Annotated in this window: 22 protein-coding genes; 6 read left to right on the top strand and 16 right to left on the bottom strand. The window is 34.1% G+C overall.

Annotation, left to right across the window (positions count from 1 at the left end; genetic code table 11):
* Positions 1 to 66: 66 nt before the first annotated feature.
* Together G6O70_RS04695 and G6O70_RS04690 are read right to left on the bottom strand one after the other, a co-directional pair.
* Positions 67 to 612: a TetR/AcrR family transcriptional regulator gene (locus G6O70_RS04695; protein WP_057868622.1), complete on the bottom strand. Its 546-nt coding sequence runs from the start codon at positions 610 to 612 to the stop codon at positions 67 to 69.
* A 54-nt stretch (positions 613 to 666) separates the two neighbouring features.
* Positions 667 to 1,488, bottom strand: coding sequence for a DUF2785 domain-containing protein (locus G6O70_RS04690; RefSeq protein ID WP_057868623.1), 822 nt, complete (start codon positions 1,486 to 1,488; stop codon positions 667 to 669).
* Between the two features lie 698 nt (positions 1,489 to 2,186).
* On the opposite strand from G6O70_RS04690, the gene G6O70_RS04685 reads away from it, so the two are divergent.
* A complete protein-coding gene (locus tag G6O70_RS04685; RefSeq protein ID WP_057868624.1) occupies positions 2,187 to 3,818 on the top strand; it encodes a peptide ABC transporter substrate-binding protein in 1,632 nt (543 codons plus the stop codon).
* A gap of 164 nt (positions 3,819 to 3,982) precedes the next feature.
* Here the strand turns inward: G6O70_RS04685 and G6O70_RS04680 are convergent, their stop codons facing one another.
* Positions 3,983 to 4,342: a hypothetical protein gene (locus G6O70_RS04680; RefSeq protein WP_057868625.1), complete on the bottom strand. Its 360-nt coding sequence runs from the start codon at positions 4,340 to 4,342 to the stop codon at positions 3,983 to 3,985.
* A 190-nt stretch (positions 4,343 to 4,532) separates the two neighbouring features.
* Between G6O70_RS04680 and G6O70_RS04675 the strand changes: the two genes are divergently transcribed.
* Complete coding sequence (locus G6O70_RS04675) at positions 4,533 to 5,465, top strand: site-specific integrase (protein WP_057868626.1); 933 nt, start codon at positions 4,533 to 4,535, stop codon at positions 5,463 to 5,465.
* 8 nt (positions 5,466 to 5,473) lie between these two features.
* On the opposite strand, the gene G6O70_RS04670 is transcribed toward G6O70_RS04675, so the two are convergent.
* From G6O70_RS04670 to G6O70_RS04645, 6 genes are read right to left on the bottom strand one after another with little or no spacing between them, the layout of a single operon-like run.
* The gene (locus G6O70_RS04670; RefSeq protein WP_258236161.1) at positions 5,474 to 6,022 is read right to left on the bottom strand and encodes a restriction endonuclease subunit S; all 549 of its coding nucleotides are present in this window, start codon (positions 6,020 to 6,022) and stop codon (positions 5,474 to 5,476) included.
* Positions 6,023 to 6,071: 49 nt separating this feature from the next.
* Positions 6,072 to 7,676 (bottom strand): type I restriction-modification system subunit M, encoded by a 1,605-nt coding sequence (locus tag G6O70_RS04665; protein WP_057868628.1) that lies wholly within the window; start codon positions 7,674 to 7,676, stop codon positions 6,072 to 6,074.
* Between the two features lie 27 nt (positions 7,677 to 7,703).
* Positions 7,704 to 8,912 carry a restriction endonuclease subunit S gene (locus G6O70_RS04660; RefSeq protein ID WP_057868629.1) on the bottom strand — a complete coding sequence of 403 codons (1,209 nt, stop codon included), beginning with the start codon at positions 8,910 to 8,912 and terminating at the stop codon, positions 7,704 to 7,706.
* Positions 8,905 to 9,903, bottom strand: coding sequence for a RhuM family protein (gene rhuM / locus G6O70_RS04655; RefSeq protein WP_057868630.1), 999 nt, complete (start codon positions 9,901 to 9,903; stop codon positions 8,905 to 8,907). The genes G6O70_RS04660 and rhuM overlap by 8 nt, the downstream gene beginning before the upstream one ends.
* A gap of 40 nt (positions 9,904 to 9,943) precedes the next feature.
* On the bottom strand, positions 9,944 to 13,141 hold the full coding sequence (locus G6O70_RS04650) for a type I restriction endonuclease subunit R (protein WP_057868631.1): 3,198 nt from the start codon (positions 13,139 to 13,141) through the stop codon (positions 9,944 to 9,946).
* Positions 13,141 to 13,713, bottom strand: coding sequence for a restriction endonuclease subunit S domain-containing protein (locus tag G6O70_RS04645; protein WP_057868632.1), 573 nt, complete (start codon positions 13,711 to 13,713; stop codon positions 13,141 to 13,143). The genes G6O70_RS04650 and G6O70_RS04645 overlap by 1 nt, the downstream gene beginning before the upstream one ends.
* 217 nt (positions 13,714 to 13,930) lie before the next feature.
* On the opposite strand from G6O70_RS04645, the gene rpmG reads away from it, so the two are divergent.
* The 3 genes from rpmG (at position 13,931) to G6O70_RS04630 (ending at position 15,479) form a co-directional block, all read left to right on the top strand.
* The gene (gene rpmG / locus G6O70_RS04640) at positions 13,931 to 14,083 is read left to right on the top strand and encodes a 50S ribosomal protein L33 (protein WP_083481848.1); all 153 of its coding nucleotides are present in this window, start codon (positions 13,931 to 13,933) and stop codon (positions 14,081 to 14,083) included.
* Positions 14,084 to 14,094: 11 nt separating this feature from the next.
* Positions 14,095 to 14,217, top strand: coding sequence for a putative metal homeostasis protein (locus tag G6O70_RS04635; protein WP_162255350.1), 123 nt, complete (start codon positions 14,095 to 14,097; stop codon positions 14,215 to 14,217).
* A 338-nt stretch (positions 14,218 to 14,555) separates the two neighbouring features.
* Positions 14,556 to 15,479, top strand: a complete 924-nt coding sequence (locus G6O70_RS04630; protein ID WP_233419095.1) for a DUF998 domain-containing protein — start codon at positions 14,556 to 14,558, stop codon at positions 15,477 to 15,479.
* A gap of 240 nt (positions 15,480 to 15,719) precedes the next feature.
* Here the strand turns inward: G6O70_RS04630 and G6O70_RS04625 are convergent, their stop codons facing one another.
* From G6O70_RS04625 to G6O70_RS04615, 3 genes are read right to left on the bottom strand one after another with little or no spacing between them, the layout of a single operon-like run.
* Positions 15,720 to 15,893, bottom strand: a complete 174-nt coding sequence (locus tag G6O70_RS04625) for a hypothetical protein (RefSeq protein ID WP_164478082.1) — start codon at positions 15,891 to 15,893, stop codon at positions 15,720 to 15,722.
* Positions 15,894 to 15,920: 27 nt separating this feature from the next.
* Positions 15,921 to 16,883: a S66 family peptidase gene (locus G6O70_RS04620; RefSeq protein WP_057868633.1), complete on the bottom strand. Its 963-nt coding sequence runs from the start codon at positions 16,881 to 16,883 to the stop codon at positions 15,921 to 15,923.
* Between the two features lie 49 nt (positions 16,884 to 16,932).
* Positions 16,933 to 17,238 carry a hypothetical protein gene (locus tag G6O70_RS04615; protein WP_233419096.1) on the bottom strand — a complete coding sequence of 102 codons (306 nt, stop codon included), beginning with the start codon at positions 17,236 to 17,238 and terminating at the stop codon, positions 16,933 to 16,935.
* A gap of 239 nt (positions 17,239 to 17,477) precedes the next feature.
* On the opposite strand from G6O70_RS04615, the gene G6O70_RS04610 reads away from it, so the two are divergent.
* Positions 17,478 to 18,239, top strand: a complete 762-nt coding sequence (locus G6O70_RS04610) for a hypothetical protein (RefSeq protein ID WP_057868634.1) — start codon at positions 17,478 to 17,480, stop codon at positions 18,237 to 18,239.
* 157 nt (positions 18,240 to 18,396) lie between these two features.
* Here G6O70_RS04610 and G6O70_RS04605 read toward each other — a convergent pair whose 3' ends face one another.
* The 4 genes from G6O70_RS04605 to G6O70_RS04590 form a co-directional block, all read right to left on the bottom strand.
* Positions 18,397 to 19,050: a type 1 glutamine amidotransferase gene (locus tag G6O70_RS04605; RefSeq protein WP_057868635.1), complete on the bottom strand. Its 654-nt coding sequence runs from the start codon at positions 19,048 to 19,050 to the stop codon at positions 18,397 to 18,399.
* Between the two features lie 33 nt (positions 19,051 to 19,083).
* Entirely contained in the window at positions 19,084 to 19,464 is a 381-nt protein-coding gene (locus G6O70_RS04600) for an HIT family protein (RefSeq protein ID WP_057868688.1), read from the bottom strand.
* A gap of 22 nt (positions 19,465 to 19,486) precedes the next feature.
* Positions 19,487 to 20,017, bottom strand: a complete 531-nt coding sequence (locus G6O70_RS04595) for a P-loop NTPase family protein (RefSeq protein WP_057868636.1) — start codon at positions 20,015 to 20,017, stop codon at positions 19,487 to 19,489.
* A 121-nt stretch (positions 20,018 to 20,138) separates the two neighbouring features.
* Entirely contained in the window at positions 20,139 to 21,302 is a 1,164-nt protein-coding gene (locus tag G6O70_RS04590; RefSeq protein ID WP_057868637.1) for a cobalamin-independent methionine synthase II family protein, read from the bottom strand.
* Positions 21,303 to 21,307 lie beyond the last annotated feature (5 nt).

Below are 21,307 nucleotides of genomic sequence, written 5' to 3'. Positions count from 1 at the left end.
TTGCACCAACTCCTCTTTGCTTATCTATCTACTTGACCTTCTTAGTTGCAGTACAGTAACCATCACTTAAATAATCGTTTCCCCATTTTTTTCTTGCAGATCCTTCCTTATTTTCTTAGCTAATTGATCTGCAAACTTCTTAGCTGGACGCTTGTAGTCTGTTTTTCGCCAATACAATAAACTTGAAAAAATTGCCCCAGAATAATAGGCTATTTCGTACTGTGAAGGTTGCTCATCTCTTATCTTAAGTCTAAAGAAATCATTCAAATACTTACTTTGTTTCTCTAAAGCTAATCCTTCAATTGCAGCGTTCACAATTGCTGATAAAACCTGCGGATTATCTCTAAAATAGCCAAAATAAACCTCTAACAATTGTTCTAATTTATCTAAGCTATGCTGTGAAATATCACTAATAAACTGATCATATTCCTTTTGAATAAATTTATTTAGAATGTCTTCTTTACTGCTATAATTTCTATAAAATGCCATCCTTGATATTCCTGCCTGATTTGCAATATTAGTGATTGAAATATCCGAAAAATTATCATGCTGCATTAATTCGAATAGTGCTTTTTCAGTCTTTGTCTGCGTTTTAACACTTCGTTTATCCATAATTACAGTTCCTTTCAAACTAATTAACTAAGCTATTTTAGTAAAGAATTGCTCTTAATTAAACATCTTTTCTAAATACTTTTTAATTCTCAAATACAAAATTTCCTTAATATCCTGATATTCGAAAAACATAAAATACCAATTCTGCATAATATGAAACCATGTAGATAAACGATAGAATGCTGACAATTCATCTTTACTTTCACTATATTTTTCCCATACCTCATTGTCATATTTTTGAATGAAAGATACTAAGTCCTGTTCTTTAATATTTTTTGATGAAACCCCCTGAAAAAAGGCATACGCAATCCGCTGTTCTTCTTCATCAATAAAGGGCACAGTAAGCTTATTCATGATACATCGCATTACATCAAAAATAGAATTAATATCTGCTGTATGAAAATTTTTGTGTGAGATTGAATAACCTAAGAAATCGCTACCATGGGCAATCGCATGTGCCCATCCTTTTTCAGGAACATATCCACGAAAATCACTTTCTTTTTTCAAATTATCAATTGCACTTTTAAAAATAAGCTCTCGCTGTTTATCGGTAAAAAGCGGCGTTTCTCCATCAGCGTCCAGTAGGATGCTACCCAATAATGCACTAAATGATCGCAAAAAGACACGATCATCCTTTTTTCTGCCAATTTCTGTAAACAATCCTAGATTATTTATAAAACCAGTGATAATCATTTGTTGTTGCTTTGTTGTGAACGACTTTTCTTCAAAACCTCTTGCGAACAAACTATAAATCAATGTATCTCTTAATTCCGGATCCACATTGCCAAGATTGTTCATCATATACATAACCGTTTTATCCTTAAAACTTAGATTGCCTTCAGGTAAATCTATTAGCTTCCTCAGTTCTTTCTTCAAAAAAATCTCCTTGTAATTTAAGATTTTATTTTTAATACTTTTCAATGAAAAATCTTGCTACTTTATTTTACCATCCAACTCCATCTAATTCTGTATTTTCACTAATTATAGTCTATTTTAAAAATATTATTGAATTAATAGTAAATTATAAATTATTTACCTATTATGTATAGTAATTATTTTAATTTCTGCTTTTTAGGACTGACAGTTGACTTAAAATTCAGTAACATTTATACTATCAAAAAGAAAGTATGATAATTGAACGTTGAAGGAAAGAGTAATCGAGTTGATTAGATAATCAGCGACTGCTAATAGTGAAAGAGCAGAATCTAAAATTCGATGAAGATGAATCCAGAGTTTTCGCTAAAAGTGCAAGCTGCTAGCACGTTTTGACTCGATATCGTCTGTAACATAATATTTCTTTATTGTGTTAGTGAGGCTGCGGAATTATTACACCCGTGGTAAATTTGGGTGGTACCACGTTTTGACGTCCCTGCATTAAGTTGCGGGGACTTTTTTATTTATAAATAAATGGATCATGGTAAAAAGGGGAACTTTTATGACAAGAATTAGATTTCATAAGATTAGTGCATGGTTAGTTTTCTGGCGTGGTAGTTCTAGAGGAAGTACCGCCATGCAAAATTAAATAGATTGCTACAAATAATGTACTTATTAAGAAAATTGGGGATGAACGATCAATGAATTCAAGAAAAATTGCTGTCACAACAATCTTTGCTAGTTTATTTTTATTGCTTACTGCATGTGGAAAGCAGACTAGCAGTACACAAAAACAGGTTTTAAACCTTAGCACTACTGCGCCATTAAGTACGATTGATATTTCGAAATCGACAGGTTACGGCCAAACTGGTAATGTTTTTGAAAGCTTTTACCGCTTGGGGAAAAATGGCTCCACAACAGCAGGTTTAGCTAAATCTAGTAGTGTTTCCAAAGATGGTAAAACTTGGACATTCAAAATTAGAAAAGCATATTGGAGCAATGGTGACCGCATAACCGCACAAGATTTTGTTTACTCATGGCGCAGAACAATAAATCCTAAAACGAAATCACCATATTCTTATTTATTCAGCGGTATCAAAAACGCTAATGCCATTATCGCTGGTAAAAAGTCTGCTAATCAGATTGGTATCAGTGCCACTGACAAACAAACTGTTGTCATCAAACTTGATAAAGCAATCTCTTATTTCAAAGTCTTGATGGCATATCCATTATTTGGACCACAAAATCAAAAAGTCGTAGCAAAGTACGGTAGTAAATATGGGACTCGTTCACAATATATGGTTTACTCTGGTCCCTTCACAATCAAGTCATGGACTGGAACAGGCAATAAGTGGAAATTCGTAAAAAATAGTCATTATTGGGATAAGAGCGTAGTCAAACTACATCAAATCAACTATACAGTTGTAGAAAACCCAACAACTGGTCATGAATTATATCAACAAAGCAAATTGGATTTGACACCTTTGTCTAACCAACAAGTCAAAAATTACAAAAATTCATCACAGTTTAAATCATATCCATATTCTTACATCTCATATCTTGCTTATAACTTCAATGATAAAGATACTGATAAGCGCAAGGCATTAAATAATCGTTATATTCGTCTAGCAATGTCTTTAGCAATTAATCGTCAAGTTCTTACTAAGAAAGTATTAGGGGATGGTTCCTACATTCCAACTGGTTTTGTGGCTTCTGGGTTAGCAAAGGATCCAAAAACTGGTGAAGATTTTGCTAAACAACAAACAGTTAAAAACACTGTCACTTACAATGAAAAGCTAGCAAAAGAATACTGGGAAAAAGGTCTGCAAGAAACTGGACTTAAGAGTCTAAAACTAACATTATTATCTTCAAACGATGATAGTAGCAGTAGCGTTGTTTCTCAATACCTACAGTCACAATATGCTAAAGTCTTACCTGGTCTATCAATAAACATTCGCAGTGTACCAAGCAATAATGCTTCGCAAAATGCCAAGGATGGAGATTTTGATCTGTACTTATCTGGTTGGGGTGGTGATTTCAATGATCCAATCACATTCCTTCAAATTCCGTTAACTGGAACTTCTTATAATTATGGTGGATACTCAAGTTCTCAATATGATGCACTCATAGAGAAAGCACAAAACGAAGATGCTAATAATACAAATAAACGTTGGAGTGACTTGGTTGCTGCAGCTAAAATATTCAATGGCGATCAAGGAGTAACACCTATTTATCAACAAGTTACATCTTACTTGCAGAAATCTGATGTTGAGGGGATTATCCATAATACTGCCGGAACACAGTGGAATTATAAGTATACGTATATTAAATAAATAGCACTCTAATAATTACAGCAAAAAAATACCAATTCTAAAAATCAGACTAAAAAGCCTAATTTTTGAGATTGGTATTTTTTTACTATCATTTCAATCTAAAATTTTGCTTGATTCTAAATGATAAATAGCTTGCCTTATTAAAAGTTCTCTTCAACTTATGTTCAGTTATTTTCTTCAGGAACAACTTCCAATACTTTTTTATCAATTACTGTTCCATCCCCAATTGCTACGCCATCTTCCAAAAAGGTCTTCTTAGCCAATGAAGCAATTGCCAAGGTAGAAGTTGTATCAAAGGCTCCTCCAACAACAGCACCCAAAACTGGGACCATCTTGCCTAAATTAATGAGACCTTTGGAACCAAATTTGGTTGCCAAGCGAAAGCCAACTTTTTGATTAATACTTATTAATACAGTACCTGGTATTCTCTTAATCATTCCCGTAGCTAATTTGTTGGTAAATAAGATTCCTGTTGTGTTGCTTAATATATATTGATTTAAAAACCCACCTTTTTTATCATTCACAATTTTCCCCTAATTTATTAAATTACTTACTATTGTGTTAATTATAAACTGTAATAAAATATATTTGAATCATTTTTATAAGTTTCCATAAAAAAAGTAAACCATGTTTCAAACCCATTTGATAATATTATCACCCTTCATCAGCGTAGGGCATTCTCAAATACTCAATAAATAATGAGGAGATAATCAAATGGCAGATAATCAAAATACAAAACATGAACTTTTTTATAAATATTATGCCCGTTGGATTAAAATCTATAAAGAAGGAGCAGTGCGCCAAGTAACCTTACAAAAATACATGATGACACAACATTGGCTCATGAAACTTATTCCGACTCTTGAAATATGTCAGCTCACCCGTACATCCTACCAACAATTACTTAATGACTATGCACAATTCCATGAAAGACAAACCACAATGGATTTCCACCATCAATTAAAAGCTGCAATACTAGACACAGTTGATGAGGGCTGGCTTACACATGATCCAACGCGTAAAGCAATTATCAAGGGTCGTACTCCACGCAACAAAAAAACAAAATTTTTAAATCAATTTGAAGTTCATAAACTTTTAGCAGACTTAACACTTGGGTCAACACTCGATTGGGATTGGATGATTCTCTTAATCGCTAAGACTGGAATTCGCTTTTCCGAAGCACTTGCATTAACACCCAGTGATTTTGACTTTTTACATCAATCATTAAACATCAATAAAACTTGGGACTATAAAAATAACACCGGTTTTTTACCAACTAAAAACCTGACATCAAATCGAAAAATTCAAATTGATTGGCAAACCGCTATTCAATTCACTGAGTTAATCAAAGGACTACCTGAAGAAAAGCCAATTTTTGTCCATGGAAAAGTTTGGAACTCAACTCCCAACAAGCGACTTGAAAAGCATTGTAAAAATGCAGGAATTTCAATTATTTCAATTCATGGATTACGTCACACTCATGCCTCTCTTTTACTGTTTGCAGGAGTTTCGATTGCCAGCGTGGCCCGTCGTCTCGGTCACGCAAGTATGACAACAACTCAAAAAACTTACCTGCATATTATCTCTGAACTTGAAAACAAAGACATTGACCTAGTCATGCGTTCATTATCAAGTTTAAGTAGCTAACTATTACCTTACGAGAATGACCTACGCTGATGAAGAGTGATAGTGTCATCAAGGCTTTTGAAAAATGCTCCCAATTTGACTTGTTCACCTTTGTTCGGCAAAGTTACTTCGATAGATTCAATATCTGAACCGTTATAGCTAGGCAAAGCACCAACTTGTGCATATCGAGGTAAGTTGATTGTTTCAAACAAAGTCTTTCCGAAATCAATATTCCAAGAGCCATCAAAGACATACGCCATGGTGTTGTTATCAATTAAGAATGGACTTGTCACAAGACGTTTACGATTGAGCATGATCGCTGCTCCAACTTTCGCAAACATGACTGCTGGGACCGTCTCAATTATTTTCCATTTTTTGCGTGACAACTGCTCGTAATTGACATAATTATTGGCGTTAACCATTTCATGCTCGTTACCAGGCTTGTTCATATCCGATACCTTGTAAAATGGAACACCTTCTGTTCCACCTTGTTCAGCATCTGGAAAACCAATTCCAGATTGTGTTTTACCAACTTCCCCTAACTTACGCTGTTCCCAAACGTACGCAAAAAGACCCAGAATTTCATTTCTTGGTCTCTTTTTTTAACTTCAAATTAAATTTATTGAGCTATACTCCTAAAATTTTTAATTGCTCTGCAATTTTTGCTTCAAGTTCTGCAATTTCTTGGTTATCTTTAGCTAACAAAGACTTAACCTCTTGTAAGTCAATTGGCTCTTCTTCTTCAAAAGTATCTACATAGCGTGGAATATTCAAATTATACTCGTTCTCACGAATTTCATCTATTGAGGCAAGGTGTGCATACTTATCAACATTTACTCGATTTCGATAAGTTTCTACAATTTTATTAATGTTTTCGTTACTCAATCTATTTTGATTCTTACCTTTTTCAAACTCATTACTTGCGTCAATAAATAAAATATCCTTTGTAGTACGTTTCTTCTTGAACACAAGAATAGTCGTTGGAATTGATACACCATAAAATAGGTTTGCGGGTAACCCAATAACAGCATAAATTCGATTTCCACTCTTATGTTCAATCAAGTTTTTGCGAATTACTCCTTCTGCAGCGCCACGGAATAACACACCATGTGGTAATACAATCGCCATGGTTCCTTCTTCATTTAGATGATACAAGCTGTGAAGAACAAATGCATAGTCTGCTTTCGTCTTAGGTGCAAGTTTACCATAATCACTGAAACGTGGATCCCTTAACTTTGTTTCACTATTATCCCAATGGGCTGAGTACGGGGGGTTCGCAACTACCGCATCAAAAGACCGCGGATGATCCACTCCTTTAACATCAAGTCCATCTGGCCAATCACTTTCAAGTGTATCGGCATTAGAAAGTGCCATATTATTAAAAGAAACTCCATGCATCATTAAATTCATTCGTGCTAAGTTATAAGTTGTCGTATTCTTCTCCTGACCATAATACTTAATTGCTCCAGGATGGGTTCCACCTGGTAATTCATTACCAACTGTCAAAAGCAATGATCCTGAACCACAAGTTGGATCATAGACGGAAAATGTTCTATCCGACTCTTCAATATCGTCAGTTACTACCTTTGCAAGAATTTTAGATACTTCATGCGGCGTATAGAACTCTCCGCCCTTCTTTCCCGCCGAAGCGGCAAATTGTCCAATCAGATATTCATAAATAACACCCAAAATATCTTTCCCATCTTCACCCTTATAATCAATGTCATCAACCAATTTTACAATCCGATTCAAAGACTTGGCACGTTCATTTGTGGATGAGCCCAGGCGAGAATCACCTAAATTTATGTCATTGAAGACTCCTCGAAAATCTTGTGAGGCTTCTTTATTAAGTTCAGTATTTTTGTTGAAATTATCAAAGATAGTCTGGTAATCACTTGGAATAACCATACTATTATCAATCTTATTAATCAGTGATTCCCATGTATCTAGTGGTGCAATTGCATATCCAAGACTTGAAGAAATATCTTCAAGATATTCTTTAAGATCTTCTCCGTTTGCTTCTTTTAAATATACTTTGTTTACTGACTCTCCTTCTGAAATATCTAAAACATTATTTTCAACCAAATAATGCTCTTGGAATTCAGATAAATAACGATAAAACATGAATGCTAGAATGTAGTTCTTATATTCAGCAGCATCCATATTCCCCCGGAGTTCATTCGCCATTGCCCAGAGTTTGCCGGTTATAGTTTGTAAATTGTTCTCTGCCATTTTTATGTCTCCTTCTATCTTCTTAATTTAAACAAACATTTGTTGTAAAAGTGCCTTTTTCTGTAGTTTTAGATGGTCTATTTTACGCTGATGAAGGGTAATAGCGTCCTCAAGTTGCTCAAAGAAGGCACCAATTTTTCGTTGTTCTTTTAGTTTTGGATATAATAAATTTATTTGTTGCAAATCAGAACTGTGAAGATGAACCACGGATTTTCCTTGAGCTCTCTTAGCCATTTCCTTTTGTTGTGGGCCATTTGAAATAGTTAATGCTAAAAATAACGAATCAATTAATACATCAGGCTTGATAACATTTAGATCTCCACCCAATATAAATCCTGATTTACCAACAACAGAAGCTCTGGAAATATCCTCTGCGGTTTCTCCGGAAGCAGGAACAATAACTTCCTTTCCTTTACTAGTTACAGATCTATCTTTCGGTACTACAAAAGTATCTACATCATTAATCACTGTTTTATACTTGGTATATAGACGACCATAAAGAATAATAGGGCTGCCATTTTCAGTCAAATCTTCTTTTGTGTATCCGTTTCCTTTTGAAAATTCAGCCACTTCTCCCAACTTACGCTGTTCCCAAACGTCAGTAAAATCTGGAAAGCGTAATTTTGGAAATTTTTCTCCATTTTTAGGAAATATTTTTTGAAGTAGACCACTTTTTAACTTTTTTAAATGTGTAAGCCTACGCTGATGAAGAACGATAGTGTTGTCTAACTGCTGGAAAAATGAGCCTATTTTTTCTTGTTCCGAAATAGTAGGTACGAATATTTTTATCTGATAGAAAGAATCTATTTCTAAATTACGTCTTACAACGCTCGCTCCTTGAGTAGATGAGTTCTTATACTCTTCTAACATTTTTTGCGTACGTAATTGTGGATTTATAAATGAGCTATCTATATTTATTAATTCAAATGTTTTGTAGCTAGGAGATACTAGACCTTTGCCTATGTTATTAATGTTGATATTACCCAACCATAGATTTTGTGGAGACAAAACCAAATCTCCATTTTTTATGATCTTATATCCCAAATTAGAGGTGCCTGAAACACGTCCCTCACGAAATTCCATTCCCGAGTTTGTACTTGATAGGACCTTATGTTCATCTTCGATTTTAGACTTGATACTAAATTCTTTGAGTAAATCCCCCAACTTACGCTGTTCCCAAGCGTCAGTGAATCCTGGAAACCTCAACTTAGGAACCATTTGTTTTTTCTCACTCATTTTTGTCTCCTTTCAAGCGCTTCATATTGCTTGATAAGGCTTTGAAATAATCTTCATCCACTCTTGCAATTTCATGATGCTTTTCTTGATATTTTTCATATTCCCTATCAACTTTGATATTCGCATTCTTTCGACTAATTGTTCCTTTACCTTCTAAAATATCAGCGCGTTGATAGTTCAGATACCGATCGAGCTCAGCCTTCCAATCAGCCATTGTCATAGTTGTTTGCATTTCTGCTTGATATTCCGCCGTATCTAGATATCCTGAAACTATTAGATTTAGTCGGTTCAATTCTTTTTCATCTAAATAGTTTTTTGATATTTTCAAATCAGCCTTCCTTGGGTAATTCGCTTTATAACTAGTTAGTCCCAAGTCTTCCTTCTTTGCATCTAATCTTGTAAAAATAAGTTCTGGTGCTGTTTGTCCTGTTATTGCATACAGCATTTTATTTTGAACAGTTTGAAAAAATTCACGTGCAAGATTGCTTGAACCATCATAATCGACACTGGTAGCAAAAATATCCAAGACTTGCTGATAAAACAGTCGTTCACTAGAGCGAATATCACGAATCCGCTTTTGTAAATTCTTAAAGTAGGTCAGATCACCAATTAATTTTTCTGTATTTAACGCTGCCCCCGTGATTAAATACTCTTTCAAAACAGTTGATGCGTACCTTCTAAACTGAGCACCACGAGCAGAACGAACTCGGTAACCTATTGCTAGAATCATATCAAGATTATAGAAAGAGACTTCTCTTGAAACTTCTCTATCTCCTTCTTTTTGAACTGTCAACTTATAGTTGACAGTTGCTTTTTCATCGAGCTCATCATCTTCAAAAATCGCCTTGATATGCTTGCTAACATTTTGTTTTGATGTTTGGAATAACTCGGCAATTTCCAATTGTGACAGCCACACCGTTCCATCTTGCAGATGAAGTTCAATTTTAGATTTCCCATCTTCCGTATTATAAAAAATTATATTACTCGCCACATTTACCCTCCTTACCACAGTTGACCACTTATTCCGTTGCTTAACTTTCCGTTAATTCATCAGCCAACTCATAAATTGCCTCGCGTAACCCATTACGATATTTAATCTTCGAAAACTTTTGGATATCCTTGTCATGCGCCAACATTTTATACTCAGCACTTGCTTTTGCGATAATGTCACGAATTTGTCCGGTATCATCTAAGTCCTGTAAACCAAAGCGATGACGACTAAAGAGTTCACGCATTTGTACACTTGTTATGATTTCCGTAATTCCCCATTTCACACGAAAATCAAGCAGCGTTCTATCCAGACTGACATTATTGGCAGCTTCAATAACCCTTTCACTATCTTTTAGTTTAGCCGGATAGGTAAAATCAGAGTCACTTGGAGGAAAGTGACCTTTGATAATTGCAACTGCTGCATTAGTAATCTTAGTTGCGTAATTTCGGTCATCCAAACCATTTGCAAATTGATTAATTTTTCTTTGTGTCTCCTTAGCTTCTTCTGTCTTACCTTCATGTACTTCGTTCAACAATCTTTCAACCAATTCCGTCAAGTAATCATAATCGATTTTAACGTCCTTGATGTGTGTCATCCGCAGTTCAATCTGGTAAATTGGAATCTTCTTATTCTTAGAAATAATCAATTTCAACTCATTTGTCAATACAGTTGTCAGCATGACTTCTTGTTCAGAAGTCATTCCTAAAGCCTCTATTAACTCATCAGGATTATCGTAGTTAAATCCCTCATTCTCACCACCCACTTCTTCAGAATTATATTGTTTCAATTTAGCCATGCCTTTGTTATATTCATGAAGCAAACCAAGCATTGTATCTTTTTTCTTCTCTGAAGGTGGCAACTGTGTAAATTCACTTGTCAGATGTGAGAGGTTTGTAACAACTTCCTTCGTATCTGAAAATACATTCTTGAACTCAGGTGCTGTGATCCCATCTTTTATATTTTGCTTATTTCGTTCTTCATCAGATAAAATGGCTGAATCTTTATTAGCATAAATTGCTAATGCATGGTTCATCAATCTTTCATTTTGTGCTGGCCAACGATAATTTACAATCCGTCCCCATGGTTTTGCTTGCATATCAGCAATCCGGTTTGTACGTGAATATGCTTGAATCAGACCTGCACCTTTTAATGTCCGATCAACATAAAGTGTATTGAGCTCTGGTGCATCAAAGCCCGTCAAGAGTTGGTCAACAACAATGACTAAGTCAAGAAAATTACCATCACTAGCTGATTTATTTAGGCGTGAAGTAACATCTTGTGTATATCCCGTTACATCATCCATCCCAAAGTTTGTACCAAATTGGGTGTTATAACTGCTTATAGCATCAAAAAGTCCATTATTAGTTTTAAGCATATTATTGCTATTGGATGTATTTTGGCTAAAAGTAACTGCAACTTTTAGGGTTTGTTTTCCTTCAGTCCTATTAAGTTCATTCACTCGTTGAAATTCTTCAAAGTACATTATTGCCATAGGAATACTGGCCTTCCCTCCACCAACGTGTGTTGTCAGCAAGGCATTGTACTTACCTTCAACTGAGCGATTGCGCCAATTCTTAAAGATGTCTTTAACGACTTCATGAACATGATCTGGATTTTCATCATAAAAGCTTGGTTCTACGGCATCATCCATATCATCTGGTGATAAATTGATAATCTTCTCTTGAATTTTTTCTTCTGTCCATTTAGGGTATCGATTACGATAAAAATTTGGTAGATATTTATCCTTCATTTCTTCCTCATTAATCGTTGTTTCAAAATCCACTTTAAATCCTAAAACATTACGATCAGCAATCGCCTCTCGGATAGTATAAGCATGTAATAAAGGACCAAAAACATCTTCTGTGCGCAAGCCTGTCGTCGTTTCATCAAACATTGGTGTTCCAGTATAACCAACCCAAGCAGATTTCCTAAAAGACTTTTGAATATTCTTGAATGAATCTCCTCCAGTTGAACGATGGGCTTCGTCAACAATAAAAACAATATTCTTATTTGGTGCTTTAAACGATTGCCGTTTAACTAATGTGTCTAACTTCTGAACTGAAGTTACAATAATACTATTATCTTTTGATTTCAGTTTACGACTTAAATCAGTTGTATTACTTGTATTTTGAATACTTCCATCAATACTATCAGTAGAATCCGGATCATATGCCTTGTAATTCTCATTTGTCTGATTAGTTAAGGCAATTCGGTCAACTACAAAGACTACTTTATCAATTTTTGGCATCCGGCTTGCAAGCCAGGCTGTTTTAAAAGAAGTAATTGTTTTCCCTGAACCTGTTGTGTGCCAGATATACCCAATTTTGTTAATGCCAAGCTCAAAATCCACATGTTTCAAGCCCTCAATAACTTTTTGTGTAGCATATACTTGATATGGGCGCATAACCTTAAGCATCTGCTTATTTTTAGTTCCATCCAAAATCATGTAATTGGTCGCCATTTGATGAGCCATCGGTATAGAAAGCATTGAATCTGCAAATTCCTTCCAATTACGCACAATACTATTATCGCTTTTTCGCTGCCAATTAAATGCGAAGTCTGTGTTGAACTTATCTGGGGTCGTATTGGCCATATACTTGACATTATTCGGCGTAATTGCAACTCGAATCTGAAGTGTTGAGAAAATATCACGATACTGGTTTTCCTCTGCATATTGATTCATTTGGTTCAACGCTTCGTTCACATCATGCGTATCACGCTTCTCCTCAATTTGAATAATTGGTAATCCATTGATTAAAAGAGTTGTATCAAACCGTCGCTTTTGTCTTCCAATAATCACTGCAGGTCTTTCAATTTGATTAACTACTTGATAAACCGTATCACCTGCACCAATTTGTTTTTGGTCAAATATAGTTAAAAATACATGACGCCCATCATCCAAATCAATTTCAATTTGTGATACACCATTTAAACCATATAAAAACTGACCTGCTTCATATGGTGTTTGGATATCAGAAATAATTTTCTTAACTTGATTAAATTCAACAGTACTCAATTCATGTTCTAACGTATTTTGATTATGTTGCTCCAAAATTTGTTTAAAATTACGCCATAATTGTTCAGTATTTTTAATTTGTGGTTCATATTTCCATTTTTTTGTTTTAACTATGTAATCTACAGGTTCTTCTTTAAGTGTTGTGTTTTCACCACTAGGTTTATCAATTGTTCCACTTGTAATGTATTGAATCAAGTCTGTCTCAAACTTCGCCTCATTCATCAGTTATTAATCCCCCTTAATTTTTCTATCACTATCGTATTTTCTAATGCCACTACTCGCTTTTTTAATGCCTGCAATCGTAATTGATTAAAATAAATTTCACCAATAATTCTTTGTTTTTCTATCGAAACAATTTTGGGCAACTCTAGCTCTCTTACTTGTCTAATTGTATATTTCAACACCATTGATCCTTGCAATCCCACTTTAAATTGTCGCTTTATACTTGTATTTTCATTCAATAGATAAATAAGATACTTTGCATCTATTTCATCATTTAAAATCAACTTCACATAATTTTGGGTAAATAAATATCCCTGATGAATATCCCTAACAATAGTCGCTTTTCCTGATATTAAACTAAAAAGTACATCGCCTTCATTAACTATATTTACCTTATCTAAAGTACGTATTTGCTTACTGTCAGATGTATCCACTTGTAAATTTACTAAGTCACTTTCCAATTCTGTCTGCCCATAATAAGTATATAGGGGCGCAGTGTTATCTAGCACTTCATTTATCCGAAATTGTGGAGAACCACTAACGACTTTAATCATATTTTTTATTTTCCCCATATCTTCCTTACCTTTCTATACTTACTAATACAAGGTGATTATATCCTTTAAAATCACCAATGTCAATATATTAAAATGTAATTTCAAGAAACCACATTTTAAAATAACGAAATTTGTTCTTTTTTGATTCACTAACCATTCTTGTTGACTTCCCCAAAATGTTATGTTACTTTCAAATAGTAATAGTTACTATTTAAAATTCAATGAGTGAATTAACATGCGCACAAACATTATTTTAGAATGTAAAGAAACTCGGGAACGTCTCTACCTGACAAGTAAGAATAAGCGGAATACACCTGAAGCTCTCAAACTTATGAAGTATTCACCACGCCTCAAACAACGTGCACTTTTCGTTGAAGTTAGAAAATAAAGGAGATACTTATGTCAACTAAAACTGATTTATCTACAGCTTACCGCATGCTTAAAAGCCCTAACATCAAGACCAGAAAACGTGCATTAAAAATTCTGCATGATTCTCGTAAAAATAAAGCTAGAAATAAATAATTTTTAATAGTAAATGCTACATTTCTTTTATTACTTTCATCTTATATGTCTCCTTCAAAAATTTGGTATAATATATTCCAGTACTTTATGTATTGGAGGACACTATGAAGAACAAAGATTTATAATTATTAATTCCTGCTGATATTAGTGAGAAATTAGATCTCAAAGACAATGATAAAGCCATACTCAGTATTCGCAATAATAAACTAATTGTCCAATTTCAAGATAACCAATTACATACTGTCAGAAATTCCTTTATCTGGCCAATTATTATTGCACTAATTACGAGTATTGGTTTTTATATTTACTGTATTAGTCAAAATATAGAATCTATTAAAATGGCTGGTAACTCTTCATTGGCCACTGCAATCATCATGTTAGGTGCAATTATTGGTACCATTCTTTTTACTTTTTTCTTTATCATTGATCGGAAAAATCCGCACAATGAATTTACAAAAAATGTGTACTGGCGAAATTTTCCAGTTATCGTTATTTCTTTCACACTAATCCTTGCTCTTTGCCTTGTTAGTGCAATGTGGTTACTAGGTGTTTTATTTAAAGGGGCAGTATTTGATAACTTTACAGCTAGTATTATTCTTTTTGTATTCTGTACTCTTATCAATCTTGTTATGATTCACTTTGCATTAACAATTGATGGCAATATGCTCTCAACAATCCTTACACTTGTAATCATTAGTGGAGTCGTCATCTCAATGGCGGTCAATAACAGACGCTATTGGTGGCAACATAATCTCAGCTTTTTAGGAACCAATCAAGCATCAAGTGGATGGCAGTTTAATGCAACTCTTATCTTGTCTGCACTCTTGATGTTAGCGTTAATTGACTACTTATTTGTAAGTTTGCATGATACTTATGCTCATACATGGAAACTTTGGCTTTTGCGTATCTTATTAACAATGGTTGCAATTAATCTAGGTTTAGTTGGGGTTTTTCCTAACGATGCTTCTTTCCACATGTTGCATGATCATGTGGCTCTTTTTCTGATTTACTTTGTGCTGATCTTGATTATCGGAATTCGTTGGCTACTACCTGAAATAACGAAAGAATTTATACTGCTATCTTATGCAGTGGGAATATTACTGATCATCTCGGAATTTCTTTTCAGCATTATTGGCTACTTTTCTTTAACTGCCTTTGAAATTATTTCTTTCATGCTTTCATTTGGCTGGTTATTATTAGTATTCAACTATATTGAAAGGCTGATTGGCAACAATACTCAGAGTTATATCCACCTTAAATGAGCACAAATAAAAAAGCGCTCCATAATAATTAGATTTTTGTCTAACTATTATGGGGCACTTCAAAAGTAAAATATTGATTCAGTTCCTCTATTTATTTCGTATAAACGTGTTTCATAAGTCAAAATTCTCCGTCTAACTTCGAATTACTCATATCAAAGTACTCGCTATGTTCGTAATTTCAAGTTAGTACTCAAATTTTCCCGACTTATGGTACACTACCTTTTAGTTTGTACAACTTGCTCATTTTGTTATCTTTGACAAATCTTTTGGATCAACAAAGAACTTAACTTCACCAGTCTTTGGATCAACTTTTGCTTTTACATCTACCGTCTTGGGTATCAATGAATTTTTTTCAATTATTAATTTTAGTTGATTATTTCCATAGGTTGCCGTTTTAAAAATTTTTTCAGTCATAAACATTCTCCTTTATTGCTAGTTTTATTAGTTTATAAATTCCACACTCATTGTTTCTGCATCGATTCTCACATGTGTCCCCAATGGCGTGGTTATCATTGGAACAGTATGTGAACTATCGTAATCATAAATAATTGGTAATTTTTTACTACCCAACACTTCTTGTAAAATATCGATTGGCTTTTTGCCACTCCCCTCATCATCAAAAAGAGCGTGTTTACCCAATACAATTCCCTTAATATTATCAAAAACCCCCGCTAACTTAAGCATCACAAAGTTTTTTTCAACTGTTGAAGCATCTTTTTCGGAATCTTCAATCAATAAAATATCATTCTGAGTGAAGTTTGGAAAATATTCAGAGGCAATCAAACCATACATCGTGTTAAGATTGCCACCAATAATTCTTCCTTCTAAAACTGGCTCCTTTATATAATGCCACTTATTGGGAGTCATATCCTTTTCATGCTCAAAATTCTCCCAATTTATTTTTTCATCGGTCCAATAATTAGGTGCTTGTAACGTAATTTTTGCATTATTTTCTAAATTAACAACTTCTGTAAAATAATTCCATGTTTCCCCAACAAGCGGTTCCCACTCACCAAAGGAAGAAACAAGTGCTGGTCCATACAAAACTCGACACTGAGGTACCTTAGTTGTCACCGCTAACAATAACGCTGTTGTATCTGAATAGCCAACAAAAATCTTAGGATGTTTTGCTAGGTAGCCATAGTCAATATATGGCAATACAGCATTTGTATTTGTTCCTCCAATTGTTGACATGATAATCTCAACTTCAGGATTATGAATCAGTCCATTAATTTCTTGTGCACGTTCAATAATACTACCAGAACGATATCCGTCTATCCTTCCCGTAAGACTGCCGGGTATCAATTTAACACCTTTTTCTTTCAAGAATTTTTGAGCACGTTCAAATCTTTTAGGTGACAAAACAGTAATTGGTGTTGAACTTGTATAAAAGCCAATATTCATCCCATCACCTTCTTAAAATTAGATTGGCTAAATCAAACTGATAATTAAACTATTTTTCTTCAAACTGCTGAAACGAGACACCATCAAACATTGCTGCCAGTTCGTCATTATTGAACAAACTTCCCAGTTTTATGGTTAAAGCAATTGGTAATGAATTAATTCCCAACAAATCAACCATTTTTTGAATCTTACTATTTGCAGGCTTAATTATCCCATCTTTTGAAACTCTATATAAAAATAAATTTCGATTACTATTTCGCTTTCCTAAATTTTTCTTATGATCCATTACGTAATTAAACATTTCTATTTCTTTTCTCTTATCTGATTCTTTAACTATGTATATAATATCAGTCATTTTGCTAACCTTCTTTTTTTATTATTCATTATAAATCCTTAAAAGTTCATTTAATTAAGCATATTTAGCTTATTAATTACTAAAATTTTTGCATATCTCTATTCACGACTACCATTATATATTAGAATAACATTATACATACCTAGTCACTTAAGTAATTACTACAAAAGTTAAAGATGCACTTTTAACGGTGCCATAATAACTAATCGTTGTTCCATAAGGAGAATATATCAGATACTATGAAACCTAAAACTTATCCTAGTAAGCGTACACGCTCACAACACACATATGCATTCTACAAAGAACGGCGTGATGATCCCGCATGGCGCGAGGATTACCTAAGAGTTAGGGCAATTCGCCAACGCGCACTTATCATTGAAGTTATGCTTGGAATCCTTGTCATTGCCATAGGGGTCTTTATTGTTAAAGAATCACAAAAACAGTCTACAAACAATCATATTGTGGACTCTACAAGTTCAAGCCAAGCAACCACTCAAAGCAGTTCGAGCAGCAAATCACATGTCTCAACAAGTACAGCTAGCAGTATCAAACAATCAACTACCATTACTAATTATTCACGCTATAATAAATATTCTGGTAAATATATAGGTTACGCTAATTCATATACTTTAGATTTTAAAAAAGGAACATTAGTCGCTGGTGACTCAAGCCAAGCACAAGTTTATTACTTTAAACAAGTTATTTTACATCCTGATGGCAGTCTAGTAATTAACGTTCACAACTCCGTCTCCAAAAGTTCTCCCAATTATTTAAGCGTTCTTTTGGCACCCGCAAATAAAAAAATTACAAAGAACTGGCAAACAGAAACCAGTCTTGATGATAATACGGATGACTCCACAAATCGCTTAAGTTTGGCTACTTCTAATGATAATGGTAAGACATATAATATGAGTCCTGCATATAAGGCATTCTCTGAGAACAGCACTTCTGGCTCAAGTAGTTCTTCGAGTTACTCAACCATTTTTGCAACTACAAATTAGTCAATTATTTTAAGCTACTTATCAAAGGGTTAATTCAACCGTAACATTTTGATTTAACCCTTTTTGTTTTGCATCGAAGTTGGCACGTTTTAATTAAGCACCTCTATTTATCACTAATAAACATGTTCCATAAGTTACACACTCATGCTAATCATTTTTATTTTATTATATAATCAACCATCTTCAGCAAGACTTGTTCATTTTGTGCTGGAATCTGAGCATTTAAGATTTCTTTCTCAGAATAACCAAAAACATTACCATCAATGTACTCACTATCAGCCTCAACCAGTCCTTTTAATGTGGCTGTCGTAGTCTCCATATGAAACTGTAATCCAATTACTTTTTCCTGATAAATGAATGCTTGGTTGTAACAAGCATCCGAACTGTATAATCTGATCGCCTTATCTGGTAAATCAAAAGTATCGCCATGCCAATGAAGAACTTTTAACTCTGTTGGTAAAAAAGAGTAAGCATTCACTTGTCTTTTTATTTCTTTAAAACCAACTTCTTTACCATTTTCATTTGGGTAAACATCTGCTCCCAATACTTGTGCAATTAATTGCGCACCTAGACAAATTCCTAAGACTGGTTTGTGTAAAGCAATAACCTCTCCAATTAATTCTTTTTCCGCAATAAGCCAATCATAGTTATCATTAACACCCATCGGTCCTCCTAAAACAATCATTAATTCAACATCTGCTGCTTTTGGGAGAGAATGGTCACCTTCATACATCTTAATGATTTTTGCATTTAGCTGCTCTAAAATACCTGGTTTTTCAAATGGAACATGCTGTAAAATAAATTTACCCATAATTAAGTCTCCTTTCCTATTCTGATAAGCACATTATATTTTTTCTTGTCCTTTTGGCAATAGTTTTCTAATTCCCCCAGCAGGATGGGGATCATCTCCAATGTACCTTGGTATTATATGAAAATGACAGTGCATCACTGTCTGACCCCCATATGTACCAACATTAACACCGATATTGTACCCATCAGGCGCAAATTGATTATCTAATAATTCTTTTCCACTATGTATTAATTCGTTTATTGCCAATAATTCCTCTTCACTTAAATCAAAATAGTTTGTTCGATGCCGTTTAGGGATGATTAAAAGGTGTCCCTTACTTACGGGACGGATATCCTTGAATCCAACCGCCAAATCATTTTCTAAAATAATTGTTAACTGCTCCCACTGGCAAAAAACACAAGATAATTTTTTCATTTTTTCTCCATTTTTATGATAATTAGACAATTTGATACTCGTTTTCTATTAAATTCACAATTTTTTTCTTATCTGCTTTTTTTCTAACAATCACTAAGTTACTTTGATCTGTTCTGTTAACTTTAATTACTTCGGAAATTTGTTTCTCATCATAAGAAAAAACAAACTTCAAAAATTCCAAATACTCCCGATCAAAATGCTCCTTAAACTGTTCTGGCATTTCCGGTCGTGTTTTTTTATTTATCCTAAATAATATTGAACGTTTAATAATTCGCCAGATAGCTCTAAACTTGCTGATCTTCAACCAGATAATAACATCTGCTTGTTGAAGACGTAGACTCATTGTCGAGCGGTAGTTCCCATCTATAATCCAATTATCTTGTTGCATAAATTTAATTTGTTTTTGGATAAACCATTCTTTCGCATCAGTTGAGTAATTTGTTTGATGCCATAAATTATCAAGTTGTAATAATGGATAATTCAGTTGTGCCGCAATCTGTTTAGACAAGGTGGACTTACCACTCCCACAATTTCCAATAATTATTATTTTCATTAAACTCTCCCTTTTGATGCATACTCTTCTATTTATTCGTCAATTGTAGACCATCTCTTAATTTGTAGCAAAAAAAAGGAGCTCCCCCCAAAAAATGGTTGAGTTCCTATTTTGCACTATATTAGTTGATTGTTGCTGTACTCCAAAAGTTCTTAGCAATTTCTTGACCTTGTGTAATTTTGGCCCATTGTTGTGAAATCGTCAACTCATTACCTGAGTCACATGATGCAAAACCGCATTGATGTGAAATAAATAATCGATCTTTTGGAATAATTTGGCTAGCCTTATCCAATAAACGGTAGACACGTTTCTCATCATCCAATGTATTAGTTTTACTTGAAAGTAACCCTAAAACAACTTCAACATTTGGTTTGTTGCGCAAGACTTCAAGTGCCGAAATATCCCCTGCACGATCATCGTCCCATTCTAGGAAGAAACGATCATAGTGTTGATCACGTAAGAATTTCTCAGCAATTGCATTATATGAACCACCTGCAGCATGACGACTCTCATAATTACCACGACAATTATGTGTCCAGATTTTCAAGCCTAACTTGTGACCATAATCAACAACTGCATTATTAATTGCAACAAATTCATCAGCTAAGTCTTCTAATCCTTGTGTCCCATCTGCAAAAAAGCTACTTTCATTGTCATCTGCAAAAAGTTCCCACAAACAATCATCGAATTGAACAATTTCTCCACCGGCTGCTTGATAATCATCTAAAAATTCTTTGTATGCTTTAATTACACCATCTTTTAAGTCATCTTTTGTTTTATAAACTTGATCTTCTCCAAAAAGGCCATCAAAAACTGTTAATTCGGTAACTGCGTGAGCTGCGCCCCATACAGTTGTTTTGACTGTTCTTCCTTGTGCTTGTTCTTTGATTTCTTTGAAGATATCAATAAAATGATGATTTTTTCCTGACAAAGGTCCAGTAATCTTGATACCAATGTCTTTACGAGTTTCAAAAGTACTATCATCATGATCCTTAAACGTATACCCATGATCAGCAATATATCGTTCAATTCCTTTGAATCCCCATAGAAAATCAAGATGCCACATTGATTTAGAATACTCTCCATCAGTAATCACACTCAAGTTATGTTCAATCTGAGACTGGATAATTTTGCTGATTGCCTTAGACTCTGTTTCTTTATAACCTGGTAAATCATTATAGAATGGATACTTTATATCATCACGATGTTCAATCCTATTCTTATATTCAAGCAATTCTGGTGTTCGTAGTAATGAACCAACTAACTGAAACTTATCAACTGTCATTTTCT

Source organism: Liquorilactobacillus hordei DSM 19519 (assembly GCF_019443985.1).
Lineage (GTDB): Bacteria > Bacillota > Bacilli > Lactobacillales > Lactobacillaceae > Liquorilactobacillus > Liquorilactobacillus hordei.
This window is presented reverse-complemented; position numbering and strand designations above follow the sequence as displayed.